Below are 17,104 nucleotides of genomic sequence, written 5' to 3'. Positions count from 1 at the left end.
CCACAATGGGTGCACGGAGAGCGAAAGGCGGTGGGCGGGATGCCCGTATGGGACGACCTGGTGGGACAGGAGCGGGTCCAGACGCAGCTGGCCGCCGCCGCCCGTGACGCCGACGCCCTGGTCACGGCCGTCACGGAGCGGGCCGCGCCGCCCGACGGGTCCAGGATGACCCACGCCTGGCTGTTCACCGGCCCTCCCGGCTCCGGGCGGTCCACCGCCGCCCGGGCCTTCGCCGCCGCCCTGCAGTGCACCAGCCCCGACCGCGCCCTCGGCGGCGAGCCGGGCTGCGGTTTCTGCGACGGCTGCCACACCACCGTGATCGGCACGCACTCCGATGTGGAGATCGTCCGTACCGACCTGCTCTCCATCGGCGTGAAGGAGACCCGCGACCTGGTCCGCCGGGCACAGCTCTCCCCGGCCGTCGGCCGCTGGCAGGTCATCGTCCTGGAGGACGCCGACCGGCTCACCGAGGGCGCGGGCAACGTCCTGCTCAAGGCCGTGGAGGAGCCCGCCCCGCGGACCGTGTGGCTGCTCTGCGCGCCCTCGCTGGAGGACGTGCTGCCCACGATCCGCTCCCGCTGCCGGCACCTCACCCTGCGCACCCCGTCCGTCGATGCGGTCGCCGAGGTGCTGGTCCGGCGCGACGGCATCGAGCCCGCCGTCGCCGCGGTCGCCGCCCGCGCCACCCAGGGGCACATCGGCCGGGCCCGCCGGCTGGCCACCGACGAGGCGGCGCGGAGCCGCCGGGCCTCCGTACTGAAGCTCCCGCTGCGCGTCGAGGACGTGGGCGGCTGCCTGAAGGCCGCGCAGGAGCTGGTCGACGCCGCCGCCGAGGACGCCAAGCAGGTCGCGGAGGAGGTCGACGGCAAGGAGACCGAGGAGCTGCGCGCCGCGCTCGGGGCGGGCGCGGGCGCCGGGAGCCGGATGCCGCGCGGCACGGCCGGGGTGATGAAGGAGCTGGAGGACCGGCAGAAGCGCCGGCGTACGCGTACCCAGCGCGACAGCCTGGACCTGGCGCTGACCGACCTGACCGGCTTCTACCGGGACGTGCTGGCCCTCCAGCTCGGATCGGCCCTGGCCATCGCCAATGAGGACATACGGCCGGACCTCGACCGGATCGCCCGCGCGTCGGGGCCCGAGCGCACATTGCGCCGGATCGAGGCGATCATCGCCTGCCGGGACGCCCTCGACCGCAATGTGGCCCCGCTCCTCGCCGTCGAGGCGATGACGATGTCGCTGCGCGCGGGCTGACCCGCCCCTCCCCTCCGCTCCGCTCCGCCGGGTGGCGTCCGGGCGCTCCGTTGACCGGCTCACCCGTACGGGCGGTCCGCCGCCGGGAGCGGGACGGCCCCGGTCCGTGCCGTGCCCGGCGCGGGCCACGGAAGGCGCGCGGCCGTCCGGGGGCACAGCCGCCATCGGGGCCCGGGCGGCAGGCCTTAGGCTCCGAGGATGGACACCACCCGCCTGCTGCGTACGACCGGGACCGTGATCGCAGCCGCCGGGCTGCTGCTCTCCGGGTGCACCTCCGGCGGGCCGGGGCAACCAAAGGCGTCCGCGTCCCCCGGATCGTCCACGCCCGCGGGCTCCGGTACGCCGTCCACGACCGGTGCACAGGCGCAGGCCTCCCCGGACCCCGTCGCGCTGCGCCCGTACTACGAGCAGAAGCTGACCTGGCGCGACTGCGGTGTCCCCGGCTTCCAGTGCTCCACCATGAAGGCCCCGCTGGACTACGCGTCCCCGGGCTCCGGCCAGGACGTCGACATCGCGGTGGCCCGGCGCAAGGCCACCGGCCCCGGCAAGCGGCTCGGCTCGCTGGTGGTCAACCCCGGCGGGCCCGGCGGCTCTGGCATCGGCTACCTCCAGGCCTACGCGGGCATCGGGTACCCCGCCCCGGTCCGCGCCCAGTACGACATGGTCTCCTTCGACCCGCGCGGGGTGGACCGCAGCACTCCCGTCGAGTGCCTGACCGGACCTGCCATGGACACGTTCACCCAGGTCGACCAGACCCCGGACGACGCCGCGGAGCGCGCCGGGCTGGTGGCCGCGTTCAAGAAGTTCGCGGCCGCCTGCCAGGCGCGCTCGCAGCGCGTCCTGCCGCACGTCTCCACCGTGGAGGCCGCCCGCGACATGGACCTGCTGCGCGCGGTGCTGGGCGACGAGAAGCTCACGTACGTCGGAGCCTCCTACGGCACCTTCCTCGGCGCGACGTACGCCGACCTCTTCCCGGACCGCGTCGGCCGACTGGTCCTGGACGGGGCGATGGACCCCTCGCGCCCGGCGCTGGACCTCAACCGGGACCAGACGGCCGGCTTCGAGACGGCCTTCACCTCCTTCGCGAAGGACTGCGCGGAACAGCCCGACTGCCCGCTCGGCACGGGCAGCCCGGAGCAGGTGGCGACGCGCCTGAAGGAATTCTTCGCGAAGCTCGACGCCCGGCCGGTACCGAGCGGCGAGGCCACCCGCCCGCTCGGCGAGGCCCTCGCGACGACCGGCGTGATCGCCGCGCTCTACGACGAGGCGGCCTGGCCGCAACTGCGCGAGGCGCTCGGGGCGGCCATGAACGGCGACGGCGCCTCGCTGCTGGCGCTCGCCGACAGCTACTACGAGCGCGAACCGGACGGCACCTACGCCAACCTGATGTTCGCCAACGCCGCCGTCAACTGCCTGGACCAGCCGCCGGCCTTCAGCGGCCCGGAGGCGGTGGACGCGGCCCTGCCGTCCTTCGAGAAGGCCTCCCCGGTCTTCGGCGCGGGGCTGGCCTGGGCCTCGCTCAACTGCACGTACTGGTCGGTGAAGGCGACGGGGACGGCACGGAAGCTGACGGCGAAGGGCGCCCCGCCGATCGTGGTGGTGGGCACGACGCGGGACCCGGCGACCCCGTACAAGTGGGCCCAGGCCCTGGCCGGCCAGCTCGAATCGGGCACCCTGCTGACCTACGACGGCGACGGCCACACGGCGTACGGGCGCGGCAGCGACTGCGTCGACACCTCGATCAACCGCTACCTGCTGGAGGGCAAGGCTCCCGAGGAGGGCAAGAAGTGCTGACCCCGGCGGCCCGGACCCGCACCGCCGGGACCCCGGCGCCCCTCACCACAACCTGGTCCTGGGCACCCGTCGACACCCTGTAGACTTGGCGCCGCTGCTGATGAGAGCACCTCTTCGAGGGAATACTTGTCTGACCAGCGGTGCCGCCTTAGCTCAGTTGGCCAGAGCAACGCACTCGTAATGCGTAGGTCTCGGGTTCGAATCCCGAAGGCGGCTCTGTAGAACCCCCAGGACTCACTCGCCGTGACCTGGGGGTTTTGCTTTTTACCGGATCTTGCGCCGCCGCCGCGCGCGGGCGGCCCGGGTGCTCTCGGTCTCAGTTCTGGTCTCAGACACGGGATCGGGGCCCGGCATGAACGCCTCTCCCATGCGCCGCATCGCCTCGCGGGAGAGCTCGGAGCGGCCCTTCACGTACCGCCGCGTCTGGCTGATCTGGGTGTGCCGGAGGATCTCCATGATGGTGGGCATGTCGACCCCCAGCTCGTTCAGGATCGTGCCGGCCGTGTGACGGCTCCCGTCGTGCTGGCGCCGGTCGCTGATGCCCGCCTCGTCGAGGAGTTCCTTGAACTCCGCCCAGTCGGCCCGCGGGTCCAGCGGCCGACCGTCGGAGCGGGTGAACACGGCGCCGCACTCCTCCCACAGCTCTCCGGCGGCCTGGCGCTGCTCGTCCTGCTTCGCCTTGTGCGCCGCGAGGTACGGCAGGAAGGGCGGCGGGATCGGCACGGGCTGCTGGCTCTTCTTCGTCTTGGGCCGGGTGAACGCGAGGCCTCCGCCTTTCCGCTCGGGGCAGGAGCTGGCGTGCCGGCGGCAGGTCTTCGCGCAGGGCTGCGGGCAGCCGCGCTTGTAGCCCTTGTGCGTCGGGCAGTCGGGCGGGCACGGGTCGAAGCGGTGGAGCCGGGCGCCGCAGGTGTGCGCGTCCTTGCAGCCGTGCTTCCAGGTGAGGCGCTGGAGCTGCCAGGCGGGGTGGAACAGGCCCTGCTCCAGGTCGACATAGGGCCAGCGGAGTCCCAGGGCTTCGCCCTGCCGGAACCCCATGCCGACGCCGATCGCCCAGCGCATGAACGACGGCCGCTTCGCGGCCGCGGCGAGGAACGCCTTCGACTCCTCCCGCGAGAACGGGTTCGCCTCGGTCTCGTCCACGGACGGCGGGTCGACCAATGTCGCGACGTTCTCGCTGATGATCCGGCGACGGTGCGCGATTTTCAGCGCGCGGGAGAGGATCCGGTGCACCTTGACCACGTGCGAGGGCGCGTGTCCTTCCTCCAGCATGGCCGCGTACATCACTTCCAGATGCTCGGGAGCGAGCTTGTCGAGCCGGTGCTTCCCGACGCCCGGGATGATGTCGTTGCGCGTCTTCGACCAGTAGTCATCCAGGGACCGCGGCTTGAGCTTGAGGCTCGCGATCGTGGTCAGGTATGTGTCCATCCACTGCGCGACGGTCGGCTTCCGTCCGGCCTTCGTGGCCCGGCCCTCGTCGCGCAGCTTCTCCAGCTCGCGGACCTTCTTGGCGACGACGGACTCGGTCCGGCCCCGGCGGTGCCGGCGGTCCGGGCTGCCGTCCTGCTTCACGCCCATCGTGACGCGGCCGTGCCACCACCCGTCACTGCCCAGGTAGATGGACGACTCCATGTTCGGCTTGCGGGTACTCATGTGCTCCTCCATGCGGAAGGCGGCCCCCGGGTGTCCGGGGGCCGCCAGTTGGTTGCGCTGTGATCAGACGGACTGCGGCGGAAGTTGGGCGGCGAACGCGTCGATGTCGGTCATCCGGATGCGGCGGGCCCGGCCGACCTTGACGAAGGGCAGCTCTCCGGAGGCCATGAGCTCGTAGAGCGTGGAGCGGCCGAGTGAAAGGAACTCGGCGGCCAACTCCACCGTGCAGAGGACCGGGGTGACGGGCATGGCGGCGGTGCTCATCGAAGTGCCTCCACGGCGATCGGGTGTCGGGGCGATGCCCCGCCTGTAGAAATCCGCTACTGCCGCTACCTCCGCTACCGCCCTGGTCAGGGGCTTGATCGTGGTAGCGGATGGGGTAGCGGTAGCGGATAGACGCGCGACCGGACCGGCCGTCGCGGTCCGGTCCGGTAGCGGGAGTTGCTGATCAGGTAGCGGATGAATTCGGGCTAGCCGCTACCTCCGCAGTGGCGGTGACCTGCGGGGTAGCGGAGGTAGCGGCAGTAGCGGATTCTCAGGGGGTGGGGGGAGGGCAGTACCTCGCCCACGCGTCGGTGAGATCGGCCGCGTAGTAGCCCTTGAGGACGGCGCCGCCGCTCTTGATGTTGCGGGGCTCGACCGGCTTGTTGTCCCCGGTCATGTACTCCCGGAGCATCTTCGCGAGGCTCCGGGAGGTCAGCGGCTTGCCGCCCATGTCCGCCCACGGCGCCTCCTCCAGCGCGTACAGGCGGTCCAGGACGGCGATGGTGGGGAGCCGCTCGATCCCGTTCAGGACGTGGTCGCGGAGGTCGGTCAGCAGACGGATGCCGATGCTGCCCTTGTCGTCCTGCTTGGACGCGGCCACGATCTGCGCGCACGCGGTCCGGGCACGCTCGGGCCACTCGCCTCCGGCGGCGTCCGCAACCGCGATGAGCGGCTCCCACACGTCGGCCGGCCGGTCGGTGACCTCGTCGGGCATCTCCGGGAACACCCCGTCGACCAGGTGGCGAACGCTATCGGCCCAGTCGGCGAGGCGGTCGCGCAGCGCGTGCCCCTCGGGGGCGTGCAGGCGGCGGCGGAAGGGCTGGACGCGTTCGTTACGGGCTCGGCGGCGCATCCGGATGATGACGGACCGGGTCAGGACGGTGTCCGGGAGGGAGCCGAGTCCGGCCATGGCGACCACGCAGAAGCTGGGGAACTCCTGCACAGTCTGGTTGGTGCCGTCCCCGACACACCGCCACATGCCGGCGCCCCGGTGGTGCCCCGCGTTGAGGAACCCGCGCAGGGGCTCGTTGTCTCCGGCCTTGGGGCCGAAGATCGTGTCGACCTCGTCGAAGAGGATCGTGGGCCGGGTCTCCAGGGTGGAGACGGCCCGGAACAGGACGGGGGCGGAGGCGTTCGCGGCGACGAGCGGCTGGGGGACCAGGGTCTCCACGATCTCCAGCGCTCGGGACTTCCCCGATCCGGGCTCGGGGGAGAGGAACGCGAGTCGCGGGGTGGAGTCGAAGCAGTCCAGCAGGTGCGCGTGGGCGTCCCACAGGACCACGGCGACGTACGCGGCTTCGGTGGGGAAGACGTTGAAGCGCCGGTGGAAGGCCTCCACCTCGTCCAGCAGCACGGACCCGTCCGTGACGGCCCTCGCGGGCGCGGGAGTGGTGAGCGTGTCGGTGGTCATGCGGCCTTCCTCCGGTGGGTGGCGATGCGGCCCAGCGGGCACACGGAGCGGTGGTTTTCGTGAGCCTGGATGAGGGCGAGGACGGCGCGCCGGCCGACCGCGCTGCGGTCGTGACCTCCGCATTCGCATTTCGAGGTGGCGGTCGGGACGGCGCCACGCGGAGCGCAGATGTGCAGGGTGGCGACGATGTACCGGCCGTCCCCCGGGGTGGGGTTCGGGCGAAGGGATGAAGGGACGCCTTCGGCGACGACCTTCAGCGCCCCACCGCCACCCGGGGCCGGGGCCGGTCCGGCGGGGCTGGGGCCGGTGGGAGCCAGGGTGAGGCTCTTCAAGGAGGAGCGGGGACGCTGGTTCATGCCGTCCGCCTCATCGCGTTGCGGGCGATGGACCAGTTCAGACCGGAGCGGATCGTGCTGCTGCACTCGGAGGACGGCAGGCCGGCCGACTCCCCTGCCCATTGAAGAGCCTCCTCCACCACATCGCGGGGAAGGTCTCCGACGGCGATGAACCGCCCCAGAGCGCGGGCGGCCCGTAGCAAGGTTCCGTTGCGCTCCCCGGCCGGGGCCGACTCCACCGACGCGGTCTCGGCGTTCAAGGCCGCGGCCGCGTACCGGCCCGTCTTGGAGGAGGCGGGGCGACCGGTGAGCGTGCGCAGGGCCTGCCGGGGGGCCAGCAGCCCGTACAGCCAGGCGGGGAACGGCTCTGGAGCTACGGGGTGGGTGACCTCGTATGCTCCGGCCGCCGTGACGCTGCCGGGGGCGACGACGTAGCCGCCCCAGGCACGGGTGTCGATGAGCCTGCCGAGAAGGCCCGCCGTGTTCCCCAGCCGGACTCCGGCCGGGGCGGTGAAGTACAGGTGGGACCCGCCGGTGGGCGTTCGTACTGCGAGCGTGACCGGGATGGGCTGCCCAGCGCGCTCGCAGAGCGCCTTGAAGGTGTCCGCGCCGCCAGGCGCGTCCGAACCGCCCTTGCCCTTCGGCACGTCGAGGTCCACGACGACGAGGTTGGACGGGCCGGTGGCGATGCCGACGTTGAACGGGAGCCGGTCCCACGCGCGCCGGATCCGGTCCGGGTCGCTGGTGGCGCGGTCCTCCCACTTGCGGTGCCCGCCGGCGCAGTCCCCCAGGGCGGGGCAGTGCTCCACGCCGTGGAGGGCGGGCCGCTTCTGTCCGGGGCGGAGCGGGAAGACGCTCCAGCCGAGGGCGGCGGCATCGAGCGCGGCGGTCAGCAGCGCGGATGCGGATTGATGGGTCATGTTGGATTCCTCCAGTGAGAGCTGGAAGAGGGCGGCCCGGACTTTGCCGAGACGGGGCCGCCCTAGTTGTGTCAGTGGCGGGTGTGGTCGGTGGCGACTTCGGTGAGGCGCTTGGCCTCGGCGGGGGTGACGGCGCGGTAGCGGATCGAGACGCGGCATACGGGCTCGGGGCAGCGGACGGTGCGCTTCCCGGCGAGCAGGGCGACGGCGTCGGCAACCCGGTCGGTGAGCGTCTCGGACTGGCGGTCCATGGGGCTCCTTGGCCAGCGGTGGTTGATGGTTCCGGTGGCGCGGCCGAACATCCCGGACGCGCTGATGTTCTGCGTCACGTGCTGCACCGGCGCCGCTCCCCGCCCGGCCGATCCGCGTGCGGTGCGGAGGAGGAGTGGGGCGAGGGTGCCAGCGGCGATGAGGGCGATGGCGGCCCAGAGGGCTTCGGTCATGGCGATCAGTCCCGGGGCTGCGTAGGAGATCCCGAACCCGGCGGCGGCGATCCCGGCGCCCACGGTCGGAGCGAGCAGGGCCGTCGTCTTGGCCCACGCGGGCACCGGCTGCACGACGGCCGGCGCGGGTGCGACGTCCGGGTGGGTGTAGGCGAGGGTGCGGTAGCCGCCGGGGAGGGTGACCAGCTCGACTCCCGGGGGGAGTTCGGCGGGCAGCATGAGCGGCTGCTGGACGGCGGTGGGGTAGAGGATCGGGTCGCCGTAGCGGGTCGCGGGGGTGGTGTTCGTGCGGGTGGGTTCATGCACGACGGGGCTCCCTCGTAAGCGCGGCGACCACCCTTGAACGTTTAGGTGTGGTCGCCGCGGGGCTTGTCATCCGGCTTGTCGCGTCGCTTGTCGCCTGCTTGTCGTGTGGCTTGTCGCTTCTCTTGTCTTGTCGCTTGTCGCCTCCCAGGTCACAAGCCGTTTCCAACCCCCCAGAGGGGCCGGGAGCAGGCTTCTGCCAGGGGTGGGCGACAAGCGACAAGATCAGTCCTCCGCGGGGTCCTCGGGGGTCTCGGGGGCGTGGCTGTGGTGGACGTAGCGGGTCTTGGTGCCGGTCCCGACCCGGACGGCTTCGCCTTCCTCGGCCCACGTCTTGAGCCATCCCGCGACGGTCTGGCGGGTGGTGCCGTACCGGTCGAGGTCGCGGGCGATCGCGGACGCTCCGGTCCCGGCGGGGCCCGCGGCGATCAGGAGGGTGAGGGCGGCCTGTTGGGCGGCGTTGTCCTCGGCGCGGTGCGCGGACAGGTTGAGCCCCGGCCGCACCGGCGTCTCTGGCTCCGTGTGGGTGCCGGGTTCGGGGGTGGTGGCGAACTGGGCGTCGATCTCCCGCCGGAACTGCTCGGCGAGCGCATCCTCATCCGCGACGACCGGCGCCGGGGCGGTGCGGTGCGCGGAGAGGTTGAGCCCCCCGCCCGAGAGCGTCGGGCCGGTCACGCTGGTGCTGCTGGTGTCCGGTGCGGTGTCGGGGTCGGTGTCGGTGATCCATGCGGTGCGGGCCTGGTCCCAGCGGCGGGTGTAGTCCGGGCCGGCGGCTTTGGCGGAGACGGTGTCGAGGTAGGGGTGGCGGTCGCTGGTGGCGTGGACGATGTCACGGATCTGGTTGGGCTTGATCCGCCACGACTTGAACAGTCCGACCCCCGATTCGGGGGTGCCGAGGAACCCGGCGCCCTTGTAGGGGGCCTGGTCGACGCGGAGCCCACGGCTGCCGGGGAAGCACCTCGACAGGTCCATGCCCTCGGTCTCCCCGCCGGTCAGCGCGACCCGCACTTTCGCTTCCCGGCGGATCATCAGGTCCCCGAGGACGTTCCCGGTCGCACCGAGGGCGGTCAGCACGGTGCGGACGGCCATGGCGCGGGCGATCCGGATGACCTCCAGGATCTTCTTCGCCAGCACCTTGGCCTGCTTGTCGCCGCTGGCGAGGATCTCCGCGCCCTCGTCGATGACGATCTCGATCTGAGGGATGTGCGGACTGACCGGCAGGAGGTCCGTGTTGGCCTTCGCCATCAGGTCCTGGTAGGCGATCTTGCGGTGCTTGGCCACCCGGATCGCGGCGTCCAGCATCAGGAGGGCTTCCTCATGGGTGGAGGCGAGCCAGTCGATCCCCGGCCGCACCGCCTGCCCGCCGTCGCCGGCCGCTTCCATCGCGGGGCGCACCCACGGGAGGCCGGCGGATCCGGCGTTCAGGTCGATGACCCAGGTGATGACGTCGGTGCAGCGGGAGAAACCGCCGATGACGGTGTGGACCATGTTCGTCTTGCCCGAGCCGGTCGGGCCGACGAGGAGCGCGCACTGCTCGCGCAGGAACACGGGCACCTCGTCCGCGTTGGTCCGCACGCCCCACGGGATCCCGGTCAGGAGAGACAGGGGCCCGTAGTCGGACGGGTAGGGCATCTCCTGCTCCAGCACGTTGACGGTGGTCACGTCCACCAGGACGCGGCCCTGGTCGATGCCCCGGGACGCGGTGGCGGTGCAGCCGTGCGGCAGCCGGGCATCCGCCGAGAGGCGGGCCGACTCGGAGGCGATCTTCGCGTAGGTGACGCCGCCGGGCGGGAGTTCGGCGTCCAGGGTGAACCCGGCGCCGGTCGGCCACATCTCCACCGCGACCATCCGGACCGTGATCCCACACACCCGCTCAATGCGGTCCACCCACTCCGCGGCGATCGCCCGCCGCCCCGCGGACAGCTCCCGGGCCACCTGCCGCTCGGCGGCTTCGATTGCCACCAGCTCGCGGGCTTCCTCGTACAACCCGACGGAGCGGGCGGCGGCGCCCATGCCGACGCCGATGACGGCGAGGGAGCCGAGCGCGGTCCACGTGAGCGGATTCGTGGCCAGCGCCCACGTCGTCCAGCCCGAGCCGAGGAGCCAGGACGCGGCCCGGGCGCTGATGGTGCGGGCGGCGAGCCGCTGGCGGAGACCGGTCGCGGTGTGGCCGAGGGCGCCGACGGTGCCGATGGCGAGGGCCCAGGTGGGGGGCATGTGAGCGAGGGTGCCGACGGTGGCGACGGCGTAGGCGCCGGTGGTGGCGGAGAGGGCGCCGGTGATGGGGCCGTGTCCGGCGGCCCAGTCGAGGGCGAGGCCGTTGTGGGTGACGGTGTTGGTGGTGGTCATCAGACGTTCCATCCCTTCTCGGCGTCGGGGCCGTTGCGGGGGTCCTCGTGGCGGGCGATGTCCGCTTCATGGACCATCCGGAACGCGGGCACCAGGTCCTCGGCGACGTCGGTCGCTGCGGTGAGGGCGCCGTAGATGTCGGAGAAGCCGTCGGCGATGGGCTTTTCCAGCGGGAATTCGGAGTCGGAGCGCTCGGCGAGGATCCGCATGACGTTCGCGATCGAGGTCAGGGCCTCGGGCAGGCCTTCGACCATGGCGAGGATCTCCATGGCGCTCTCCGGCTCGTAGGACTGCGCGGCCTGCTCCATCTCGGCGGCCAGCTCCTCGAACCTGAAACCGGACATGCTGTCCATCTCGTGTACTCCTTGGCTGGTGGGAGGTGCGGGAACCTGCGTGGTGGGACGGGCGGCCTGGTCCCCGACGGTGTCGCCGTCGGTGTCCTGGTCGCGTTCGGCGTCCGCCTCCTCGACGGCGGCCCGCTCGTCGTCTTCGAGCTCGTTGCGGATGTCCGCGTCCCGGTCGCCGCGCTCGGCGCGGGCGCGGCCGACGAGGAAGCGGTAGAGGCGCCGGCCGGGATTCATCAGCCACGCCCAGCGCAGTTTCCGCCCCAGCGGGGTCGTGAACATCCCGAGCACTCCGAGCAGAGCGCCGAGGACAGCGGCGGCCGCGCGGCGGGCCTGAAAGCGGGCGGCGGAGCGGAGCAGGGCACGCCGAGCGGCTTTCTGGGCAGGGGCTTTAAGGTGCGCGATCCGCTTACAGTGCGCCGCCTCGCGAACGCCCTGCTTGCCCGCGGCGACCGTCCGGCCCGTACTGAGGTCCCGGGCCGAACGCCCGGCGGCGATGGCCCGGTCGCGGACCGCTGCGGCCTTGCCCATGGCCTTGGCCAGCGTGCGGGCCGCCGGACCACGGGGCTTCCCGGTTTCGGCGCCGCCCGCCCCGCCGCCGCGGCGGCGGTCGGTGTCGGATCCGGTGCGGGGCTTGGCGGGGGCCGCGTTGCGGGTGGCGGCCTGCGCGGCCCGCCGGGTGTCGGCTACCTGCCGACGCGCCTGCACCGCCGCCGTACGGGCCGCGGCCCGGGTCGGGGTCTGCGCCTTCGCCTGCTGGCGCAGCGCCTGCACCTGTCCCGCCCGCCCACCAGCCAGACCAGCCGCGGCGTGGGCCGCGCGCTGCCGGACCGACGGCCTACCGCCCTTCTCGCCGGATCCGGACCGGAGTCCTGCAGCACCCCCGGCCGCCCGCTGCCGGGCCTGCCCGCCGGGCGTCGGCCGGGATCCGGCACCGCCCCGGCTGCCCGAGCGGGATCCGCTGCGCGGCTGGGAGGGGATCCGGCCCAAGAGGCCACGCCCCCCGCTCCCGCTCGGCGTACGGCCGGCGGCCGGGGTGGGCTTGCCGTTCGGGGTCTTCTTCTTGGCCTTGGTGGTGCGCTGGTGGGCGGCGGCGACGCCGAGGACGGCGGCCCCGGTCATTGCCACCGCGGCGGCGATCGGGCCGCCGGCCAGTGCGGCCGTGGCGAAGAGGCCAGCGGCGGTGTTGGTGCCGGACAGGGAGAGCGGCACGACGGGGAATCCGCCCGCGGTGTGCTCCACCTGCTTGCCCTCGGCCGCCGTGTCGGCGGGCTGCGGGGCTGGGGTGGGGGTGGATTCTTCGGGTGGTGCCTGCGGTTCGGTGATGGTGTCGGTCATGCTGAACGTGCTCCTTCAGGGAAGAAGAGGGCCCGGCCGGCGCTGTAGGAGGCATGCGGCCGGGCCCTTGCTGACGTTTCAGGCGGACAGTGCGGTGCGGGCGGCGTCGGTGAACGCGTCCATCGCCGTCAGGGCTTCGGCTCGCAGGGTGGTGAGCTGGTCGAGGTGGGCGGCGTTGCGCAGTGAGTAGGTCGCCTCCACCGCCCGGCCCGCGGGGGCTTGGAGGGTGGGGAGGAGGAGGCTGACGGCGAGGTGCGGGGCGGTCAGCGCGGAGCGGGTGGCGTGGCTGGCGGTGCGGGCTTCGGCGGTCTGCTGGCCGGGGGCCGCGTTCAGCCGCAGGTGCTCCCGCAGCCACATCGCCCGGCGGTGGTCGGCCAGGACGGCGGCGAACGTGGTGACCGCGGTGAGGCGGTCAGCGGTCGCCTTGTCCTGGCGGGTGATGTCGGCTTGCAGGCGTAAGGCCCGGCGTTGGAGCAGGGCAGTGACGAGGGAACCCGCGAGGGTGCCCACCACGGCTATGACGGTCTGCCACACGAGGCAACTCCTGTGCAGTAGTCGGAAGGTTCAGGCGGCGCGTTGTTCGGGGTAGCCGTGGCAGGCCACGCACATGCCGAGCGAGGCCGGGATCACGTATGGGAGGTGATCCCGGCAGACCGGGCACCGGCGGCGGGCGGCATCCGCCTTGGCGAGAGCCGCCCACCGGTTAGGGGTCATCGGCCGGACCGGCTTGGCCAGGTCAACCCGGTACAGGTAGGCGACCAGCGGGCCGCGCCGCCGGCGGGGCCGCTCCAGCTGGGCGGCGACGTCCTGACCGCCGGGCCGCAGCCCCGCGGCACGGAGCTGACGGCGCGTGGCCAAGCCGTCGGGGGCCAGGCGCCACCGGTAGACCGGCAGCGTGCTCACCGGCCGAGCGCCGGAGCAGACCCGATGGCATCGCGCTGTTCTTGGTAGCGGGCGGAAGCCCAGCCGACCGACCAGCCCGACAGCTCCGCGGCCACCCGGACCGGGACCCCGGCCGCGAACGCAGCGGCTACGGTCGCGCGGGCCTGGTCCTCCGGGAGCTTGGTCGGCGGGGGTCCGGCGGCGAGGAGGGCGGCGCGTTCACGCTCGATCCGCTCTTGTTCGCGAACCTGTTCACGGCGTTCACGCTCCGCCTGCTGCTGCGCCTCCAGCTCGCGCTTCTGGGCGGCCTGGCGCTTGAGGCGTTCAAGCTCGGCGGCGGCCTGTTCACGCTCGTGTTCACGGCGTTCACGGGCATCGCGCTCCGCCTGCTCGGCAGCCGCAGCCTGCTCGGCGTCTTCGCGGCGGATGCGGTCCTGCCGGTCGGCTTCCTCCCGGGCCAGCGCGGCCTGGTGTTCACGCTGTTCACGGGCAACCTGCGCTTCGTGCTCACGCTGTTCACGCGCCGCACGGAGCCGGTTCTCTTCCCGCTCCGCGGCCTTCTGCTGCCGTGCGTCGTGCTCGGCCTGCTGGCGGCCTTCTACGGCCAGGAGGGCGGCGGTCAGGGCCCGCCGGTAGGCCAGGCCCGCTTCCGCGGTGACGATCAGGAGGAGCGGGGCCACGGAGTGCACGGCGACCCCGACGAGGTCTCCGGCCAGGGCGGATACGCCGATGTTCAGCGCCAGGGTCATGGTCCCGGTCATCCACCGCAGCGCCACCGGCCACGCCCCGCCATGCCCACCCAGGCGGGCCAAGACGGAGTCCAGGCGGACGACGATGACGACCGCGGCGTCCACGACGAGCGGCAGGATCGGGGCCGTCCACCGCCACTCGGCGGGGGTGTGGGCGGCCATGAGGGGGGTGACGGTGAGGACGGAGTAGAGCATCGCCCCGCCCACGATCAGCCACGTCCCGACGGAGAGCGCGCGCTCGGATGAACGGATCTGGGCACGGTTCACGACACGCCCTCCGCCCGTGAACGCTCCCCGTCCGGGGCGGGGATCCTGGCGTAGCCGATCAGGCGTACACGCCCGCCGGAGTAGGTCGTCTCGGCTTTCAGGACGCGGGTGCGGCCGCCGGCCTGAACACCGTGTGACACCGTCCGGGAGGGGATCCCCAGAGCCTCACACCAGATCTCGAACCCGTCGAGGTCGTCGTGGAGCGCCAGCTCCAGGAGGTCGGGGTAGACGGTGGAGATCGACACGGTCGGGGCCGGCAGGTGCCGGTAGACGTCGGCGAAGATCCGCAGCGCCATCATCGGGGCGCCCATCGCGGAGAGAGGGATCGGGGTGGTCATGCGGCACCGCCCGTCATGCCCGCCGCGGCGGTGGCCTGGTTGGTCAGGTCCCTGCGTACGGCGAGCATCCGTCGGCGGGCCCGGCGGATGCGCTGCTCGTCCAGCTCGGACGGCGCACGGTCCAGCACGGCGATCTCCGCGTCGAGCAGGTTGACGTCCGCCAGGATCAGCGGCAGCTCCCACTCGATCGCGTCCAGCTCCGCGTCCGACGGCTCCAAACCGTCGGACCACGGGGTAACGATGTTCTGAAGTGCAGCGATGGGCTTCATGAGTCGTGTTCTCCCTAGCAGGTGGACGGCTCATAGCGGCTCCGGTGTTCAAGCACCGGGGCCGCACGCCGTTGGCGGGTGAGGTCAGGTCGGACGAAGGCATTGGCGGAGTCCGGTACCTCCGGCTCCCCTCGAACCCGCACGTACAACGCCGAGGCGCAGGACGTGCAGGAGAGGCAACCGGCCGAGGCCCAGCAGGCCGCGGTGGATGGGGGTGGCGCTGTGCCGTACGTGGGGGCAGAACCCACGTACGCCGCCCTCTTGGAGGGGGACGGATTCCTCGGTCCACTGTTCAGTTCTCAACAGGCGGTCGCTTCCTTCGAGCCGTCTCACGGGCTCTCCGGGCGCCGGAGCAGCCCGAAGAAGGCCCTCCCCGATCCGCTGTCCCAGGACTGCGGGCGTCTGTGGATGACTATGGACTCGCAGTCCCAGGACTGTCAACAGTCCTGGGACTGTGTTTGACTGGACTCATCGAGAGGAGTTCGCGTGGCACCGAAGTGGCGAGAGCTGGCGGACAAGCTGGCCGAGCGGATCCGACAGGGCGACTACGCCCCTGGCCAGCAGCTACCTCACATCCGCGACCTGGTGGACGCGGGCGAGGGGTCAAAATCCACGGTTCACGCGGCGTACAAGGCGCTCGAAGCCGAGGGGCTGGTGACCTCGTCGAGAGGCCACGGAACGGTCGTGCGGCAGCAGACCCCGTTGAAGCGCTTGGGCATCGCCCGGTACGACAAGGCGAAGTGGCGAGACGGCGACGAGGTGGCGTTCATCGCCGACCGCGTGGCGTCGGGACGCGCGTACAAACGCGGTGAGCAGACGCAGAGCGTCAGCCTCGTGCCGGCGCCTCCACTAGTGGCTGCGGCGCACGGGCTTCCCGAGGGCGCAGAGGTGTATGCGCGGGCTAGGCTCGTGAAGGAAGGTGACCAGCCAACGCACACCCTGACCAGCTACTACCGACCCGAGCATGTCGAGGGAACGCGGATCGTTGACCCGAGTCCGGGTCCGGCCGGCCGAGGTGGTGGCTTCCGGGTCCTGTACGACGCCGGGTACGAGATTGACCATATGCGCGAGGAGCTGTTCGCGCGGGTCGCGACCTCCGACGAAGCGTCGCAGCTCCAACTGGCGCCCCGTGAATGGGTGGTTGAGCTCCACCGCACGACGTACACGGCAGACGGAACCGTGGTCGAGTTCGCCATCGGCCTGCATGCGGCCACGCGTTTCGCATGGGCGTACGACTTCCAGGTCCCCGACTCTGCACGGGAGGCAACGCCGTGATCTCTGCGCAGAACTGGGCCGACGCGGAGCAGCTTTGGGACTTCCAGCAGATGCACCATGAACCGCGGCCATGCTCTGTGGCCATCGGGCTTGGCAGCCATGACCTGGGGGTCGCTGAGGTCACGGTCGCCCTCTACCAGCGCGGCATGGCTCCGCTGATCGTCTTCACGGGAGCCACCAGCCGGACGACCCGCGAGCGGATGCCCCGCGGTGAGGCGGAGCACTATCGCGCGCGAGCGCTGGAGCTAGGCGTTCCTGACTCCGCCATCCTGGTGGAATCGCAGGCGCGGAACACGGGCGAAAACATCCGCTTCTCCCGATCGCTGCTTGCGGGCAAGGGCGTTCCCGTCGAGTCGGTACTGCTGGTCAGCAAGCCCTACGAGGAGCGTCGGGCCTTTGCGACGGCCCGCAAGCTATGGCCGGAGGTGGAGATCGTTAGCGCGTCCGCGCCGATGACGCTCGCGGAGTACGTGGACTCGATCCAGGACCCCCGGCTGGTCCTCGACATGCTCGTCGGCGCGCAACATCGGCTGCTCATCTACCCGCAGCAAGGGTTCCTGATCGACCAGGACGTTCCGCCCCCCGTTTCGGCAGCTTATGAACGCCTCTGCGGAGATGGCTTCACTAGTCGTCTCCTAGTACTCCAGCTGTAGATCGTGATCTTCATGTCTGCGTTGCGGCTTGTCGCCAGTAGTGGCTGGTCTGGGATCGGGCCTGATGGCGACGTCGCCAGTTGGACCAGGCGAGACGGTGGGCGGTGTTGTGGACGGACTGGACGACGATGGCGATGAACAGTCGCTGCACTTCGTTGCAGGACAGCGGGATCAGGTCGGCGGCCCGGTCGTGTTCGTCGGCCCGGACGACGGCGAGGAAGGCATGGGCGAGCATCGCCAGAGTGACCCAGCGGGTCCAGGACACGAAT

16 protein-coding genes, 1 tRNA gene and 2 pseudogenes are annotated in these 17,104 nt (G+C 71.9%); 5 read left to right on the top strand and 14 right to left on the bottom strand.

The annotated features are described in order from the left end of the window. Positions 1 to 39: 39 nt before the first annotated feature. From ACFWU6_RS07240 to ACFWU6_RS07230, 3 genes are all read left to right on the top strand, one after another. On the top strand, positions 40 to 1,251 hold the full coding sequence (locus tag ACFWU6_RS07240; protein WP_383798259.1) for a DNA polymerase III subunit delta': 1,212 nt from the start codon (positions 40 to 42) through the stop codon (positions 1,249 to 1,251). A gap of 198 nt (positions 1,252 to 1,449) precedes the next feature. Further along, positions 1,450 to 3,045: an alpha/beta hydrolase gene (locus ACFWU6_RS07235; protein WP_383979116.1), complete on the top strand. Its 1,596-nt coding sequence runs from the start codon at positions 1,450 to 1,452 to the stop codon at positions 3,043 to 3,045. Positions 3,046 to 3,187: 142 nt separating this feature from the next. After that, positions 3,188 to 3,261 (top strand) — tRNA-Thr (locus ACFWU6_RS07230). A gap of 48 nt (positions 3,262 to 3,309) precedes the next feature. On the opposite strand, the gene ACFWU6_RS07225 is transcribed toward ACFWU6_RS07230, so the two are convergent. The 13 genes and pseudogenes from ACFWU6_RS07225 to ACFWU6_RS07165 form a co-directional block, all read right to left on the bottom strand. Beyond that, a complete protein-coding gene (locus ACFWU6_RS07225) occupies positions 3,310 to 4,695 on the bottom strand; it encodes a tyrosine-type recombinase/integrase (protein WP_383979113.1) in 1,386 nt (461 codons plus the stop codon). A gap of 63 nt (positions 4,696 to 4,758) precedes the next feature. Next, a complete protein-coding gene (locus ACFWU6_RS07220) occupies positions 4,759 to 4,959 on the bottom strand; it encodes a helix-turn-helix domain-containing protein (RefSeq protein ID WP_383979110.1) in 201 nt (66 codons plus the stop codon). A gap of 271 nt (positions 4,960 to 5,230) precedes the next feature. Then, positions 5,231 to 5,812, bottom strand: a complete 582-nt coding sequence (locus ACFWU6_RS07215) for a DUF3631 domain-containing protein (protein WP_383979292.1) — start codon at positions 5,810 to 5,812, stop codon at positions 5,231 to 5,233. Positions 5,813 to 6,366: 554 nt separating this feature from the next. After that, the gene (locus ACFWU6_RS07210; RefSeq protein WP_383979107.1) at positions 6,367 to 6,726 is read right to left on the bottom strand and encodes a hypothetical protein; all 360 of its coding nucleotides are present in this window, start codon (positions 6,724 to 6,726) and stop codon (positions 6,367 to 6,369) included. Next, positions 6,723 to 7,625, bottom strand: coding sequence for a bifunctional DNA primase/polymerase (locus ACFWU6_RS07205; protein ID WP_383979105.1), 903 nt, complete (start codon positions 7,623 to 7,625; stop codon positions 6,723 to 6,725). Before ACFWU6_RS07205 ends, ACFWU6_RS07210 begins: the two co-directional genes overlap by 4 nt. A gap of 266 nt (positions 7,626 to 7,891) precedes the next feature. Beyond that, a pseudogene (locus tag ACFWU6_RS07200) lies at positions 7,892 to 8,374 on the bottom strand (hypothetical protein); the annotation flags it as partial. Positions 8,375 to 8,596: 222 nt separating this feature from the next. Further along, positions 8,597 to 10,720 (bottom strand): hypothetical protein, encoded by a 2,124-nt coding sequence (locus ACFWU6_RS07195; RefSeq protein ID WP_383979102.1) that lies wholly within the window; start codon positions 10,718 to 10,720, stop codon positions 8,597 to 8,599. Further along, on the bottom strand, positions 10,720 to 12,402 hold the full coding sequence (locus ACFWU6_RS07190) for a hypothetical protein (protein WP_383979099.1): 1,683 nt from the start codon (positions 12,400 to 12,402) through the stop codon (positions 10,720 to 10,722). The genes ACFWU6_RS07195 and ACFWU6_RS07190 overlap by 1 nt, the downstream gene beginning before the upstream one ends. 78 nt (positions 12,403 to 12,480) lie before the next feature. Further along, on the bottom strand, positions 12,481 to 12,936 hold the full coding sequence (locus ACFWU6_RS07185) for a protein kilB (RefSeq protein ID WP_383979096.1): 456 nt from the start codon (positions 12,934 to 12,936) through the stop codon (positions 12,481 to 12,483). A 30-nt stretch (positions 12,937 to 12,966) separates the two neighbouring features. Further along, the gene (locus ACFWU6_RS07180) at positions 12,967 to 13,305 is read right to left on the bottom strand and encodes an RRQRL motif-containing zinc-binding protein (protein ID WP_383979093.1); all 339 of its coding nucleotides are present in this window, start codon (positions 13,303 to 13,305) and stop codon (positions 12,967 to 12,969) included. Continuing rightward, complete coding sequence (locus ACFWU6_RS07175) at positions 13,302 to 14,300, bottom strand: DUF2637 domain-containing protein (RefSeq protein WP_383979090.1); 999 nt, start codon at positions 14,298 to 14,300, stop codon at positions 13,302 to 13,304. Before ACFWU6_RS07175 ends, ACFWU6_RS07180 begins: the two co-directional genes overlap by 4 nt. After that, positions 14,297 to 14,638 carry a hypothetical protein gene (locus tag ACFWU6_RS07170; RefSeq protein ID WP_383979087.1) on the bottom strand — a complete coding sequence of 114 codons (342 nt, stop codon included), beginning with the start codon at positions 14,636 to 14,638 and terminating at the stop codon, positions 14,297 to 14,299. Before ACFWU6_RS07170 ends, ACFWU6_RS07175 begins: the two co-directional genes overlap by 4 nt. After that, entirely contained in the window at positions 14,635 to 14,907 is a 273-nt protein-coding gene (locus tag ACFWU6_RS07165; protein ID WP_383979084.1) for a DUF6284 family protein, read from the bottom strand. Before ACFWU6_RS07165 ends, ACFWU6_RS07170 begins: the two co-directional genes overlap by 4 nt. A gap of 486 nt (positions 14,908 to 15,393) precedes the next feature. On the opposite strand from ACFWU6_RS07165, the gene ACFWU6_RS07160 reads away from it, so the two are divergent. Together ACFWU6_RS07160 and ACFWU6_RS07155 are read left to right on the top strand one after the other, a co-directional pair. Next, the gene (locus ACFWU6_RS07160) at positions 15,394 to 16,182 is read left to right on the top strand and encodes a GntR family transcriptional regulator (protein WP_383979081.1); all 789 of its coding nucleotides are present in this window, start codon (positions 15,394 to 15,396) and stop codon (positions 16,180 to 16,182) included. Beyond that, positions 16,179 to 16,835: a YdcF family protein gene (locus ACFWU6_RS07155; protein WP_383979078.1), complete on the top strand. Its 657-nt coding sequence runs from the start codon at positions 16,179 to 16,181 to the stop codon at positions 16,833 to 16,835. The genes ACFWU6_RS07160 and ACFWU6_RS07155 overlap by 4 nt, the downstream gene beginning before the upstream one ends. A gap of 10 nt (positions 16,836 to 16,845) precedes the next feature. Here ACFWU6_RS07155 and ACFWU6_RS07150 read toward each other — a convergent pair. Next, positions 16,846 to 17,104, bottom strand: a pseudogene (locus ACFWU6_RS07150) (IS701 family transposase); the annotation flags it as partial.

The organism is Streptomyces sp. NPDC058674 (assembly GCF_042716505.1).
Lineage (GTDB): Bacteria > Actinomycetota > Actinomycetes > Streptomycetales > Streptomycetaceae > Streptomyces.
The sequence above is the reverse complement of the archived record's forward strand: the minus strand, read 5'-3'. Positions and strand labels throughout refer to the sequence as shown.

Bases quoted from the DNA above. Each gene is read 5' to 3' on its own strand.
- ACFWU6_RS07240 (WP_383798259.1), top strand. From the start codon at position 40: ATGCCCGTATGGGACGACCTGGTGGGACAGGAGCGGGTCCAGACGCAG.
- ACFWU6_RS07235 (WP_383979116.1), top strand. From the start codon at position 1,450: ATGGACACCACCCGCCTGCTGCGTACGACCGGGACCGTGATCGCAGCC.
- ACFWU6_RS07225 (WP_383979113.1), bottom strand. From the start codon at position 4,695: ATGAGTACCCGCAAGCCGAACATGGAGTCGTCCATCTACCTGGGCAGT.
- ACFWU6_RS07220 (WP_383979110.1), bottom strand. From the start codon at position 4,959: ATGAGCACCGCCGCCATGCCCGTCACCCCGGTCCTCTGCACGGTGGAG.
- ACFWU6_RS07215 (WP_383979292.1), bottom strand. From the start codon at position 5,812: ATGCGCCGCCGAGCCCGTAACGAACGCGTCCAGCCCTTCCGCCGCCGC.
- ACFWU6_RS07210 (WP_383979107.1), bottom strand. From the start codon at position 6,726: ATGAACCAGCGTCCCCGCTCCTCCTTGAAGAGCCTCACCCTGGCTCCC.
- ACFWU6_RS07205 (WP_383979105.1), bottom strand. From the start codon at position 7,625: ATGACCCATCAATCCGCATCCGCGCTGCTGACCGCCGCGCTCGATGCC.
- ACFWU6_RS07195 (WP_383979102.1), bottom strand. From the start codon at position 10,720: ATGACCACCACCAACACCGTCACCCACAACGGCCTCGCCCTCGACTGG.
- ACFWU6_RS07190 (WP_383979099.1), bottom strand. From the start codon at position 12,402: ATGACCGACACCATCACCGAACCGCAGGCACCACCCGAAGAATCCACC.
- ACFWU6_RS07170 (WP_383979087.1), bottom strand. From the start codon at position 14,638: ATGACCACCCCGATCCCTCTCTCCGCGATGGGCGCCCCGATGATGGCG.
- ACFWU6_RS07165 (WP_383979084.1), bottom strand. From the start codon at position 14,907: ATGAAGCCCATCGCTGCACTTCAGAACATCGTTACCCCGTGGTCCGAC.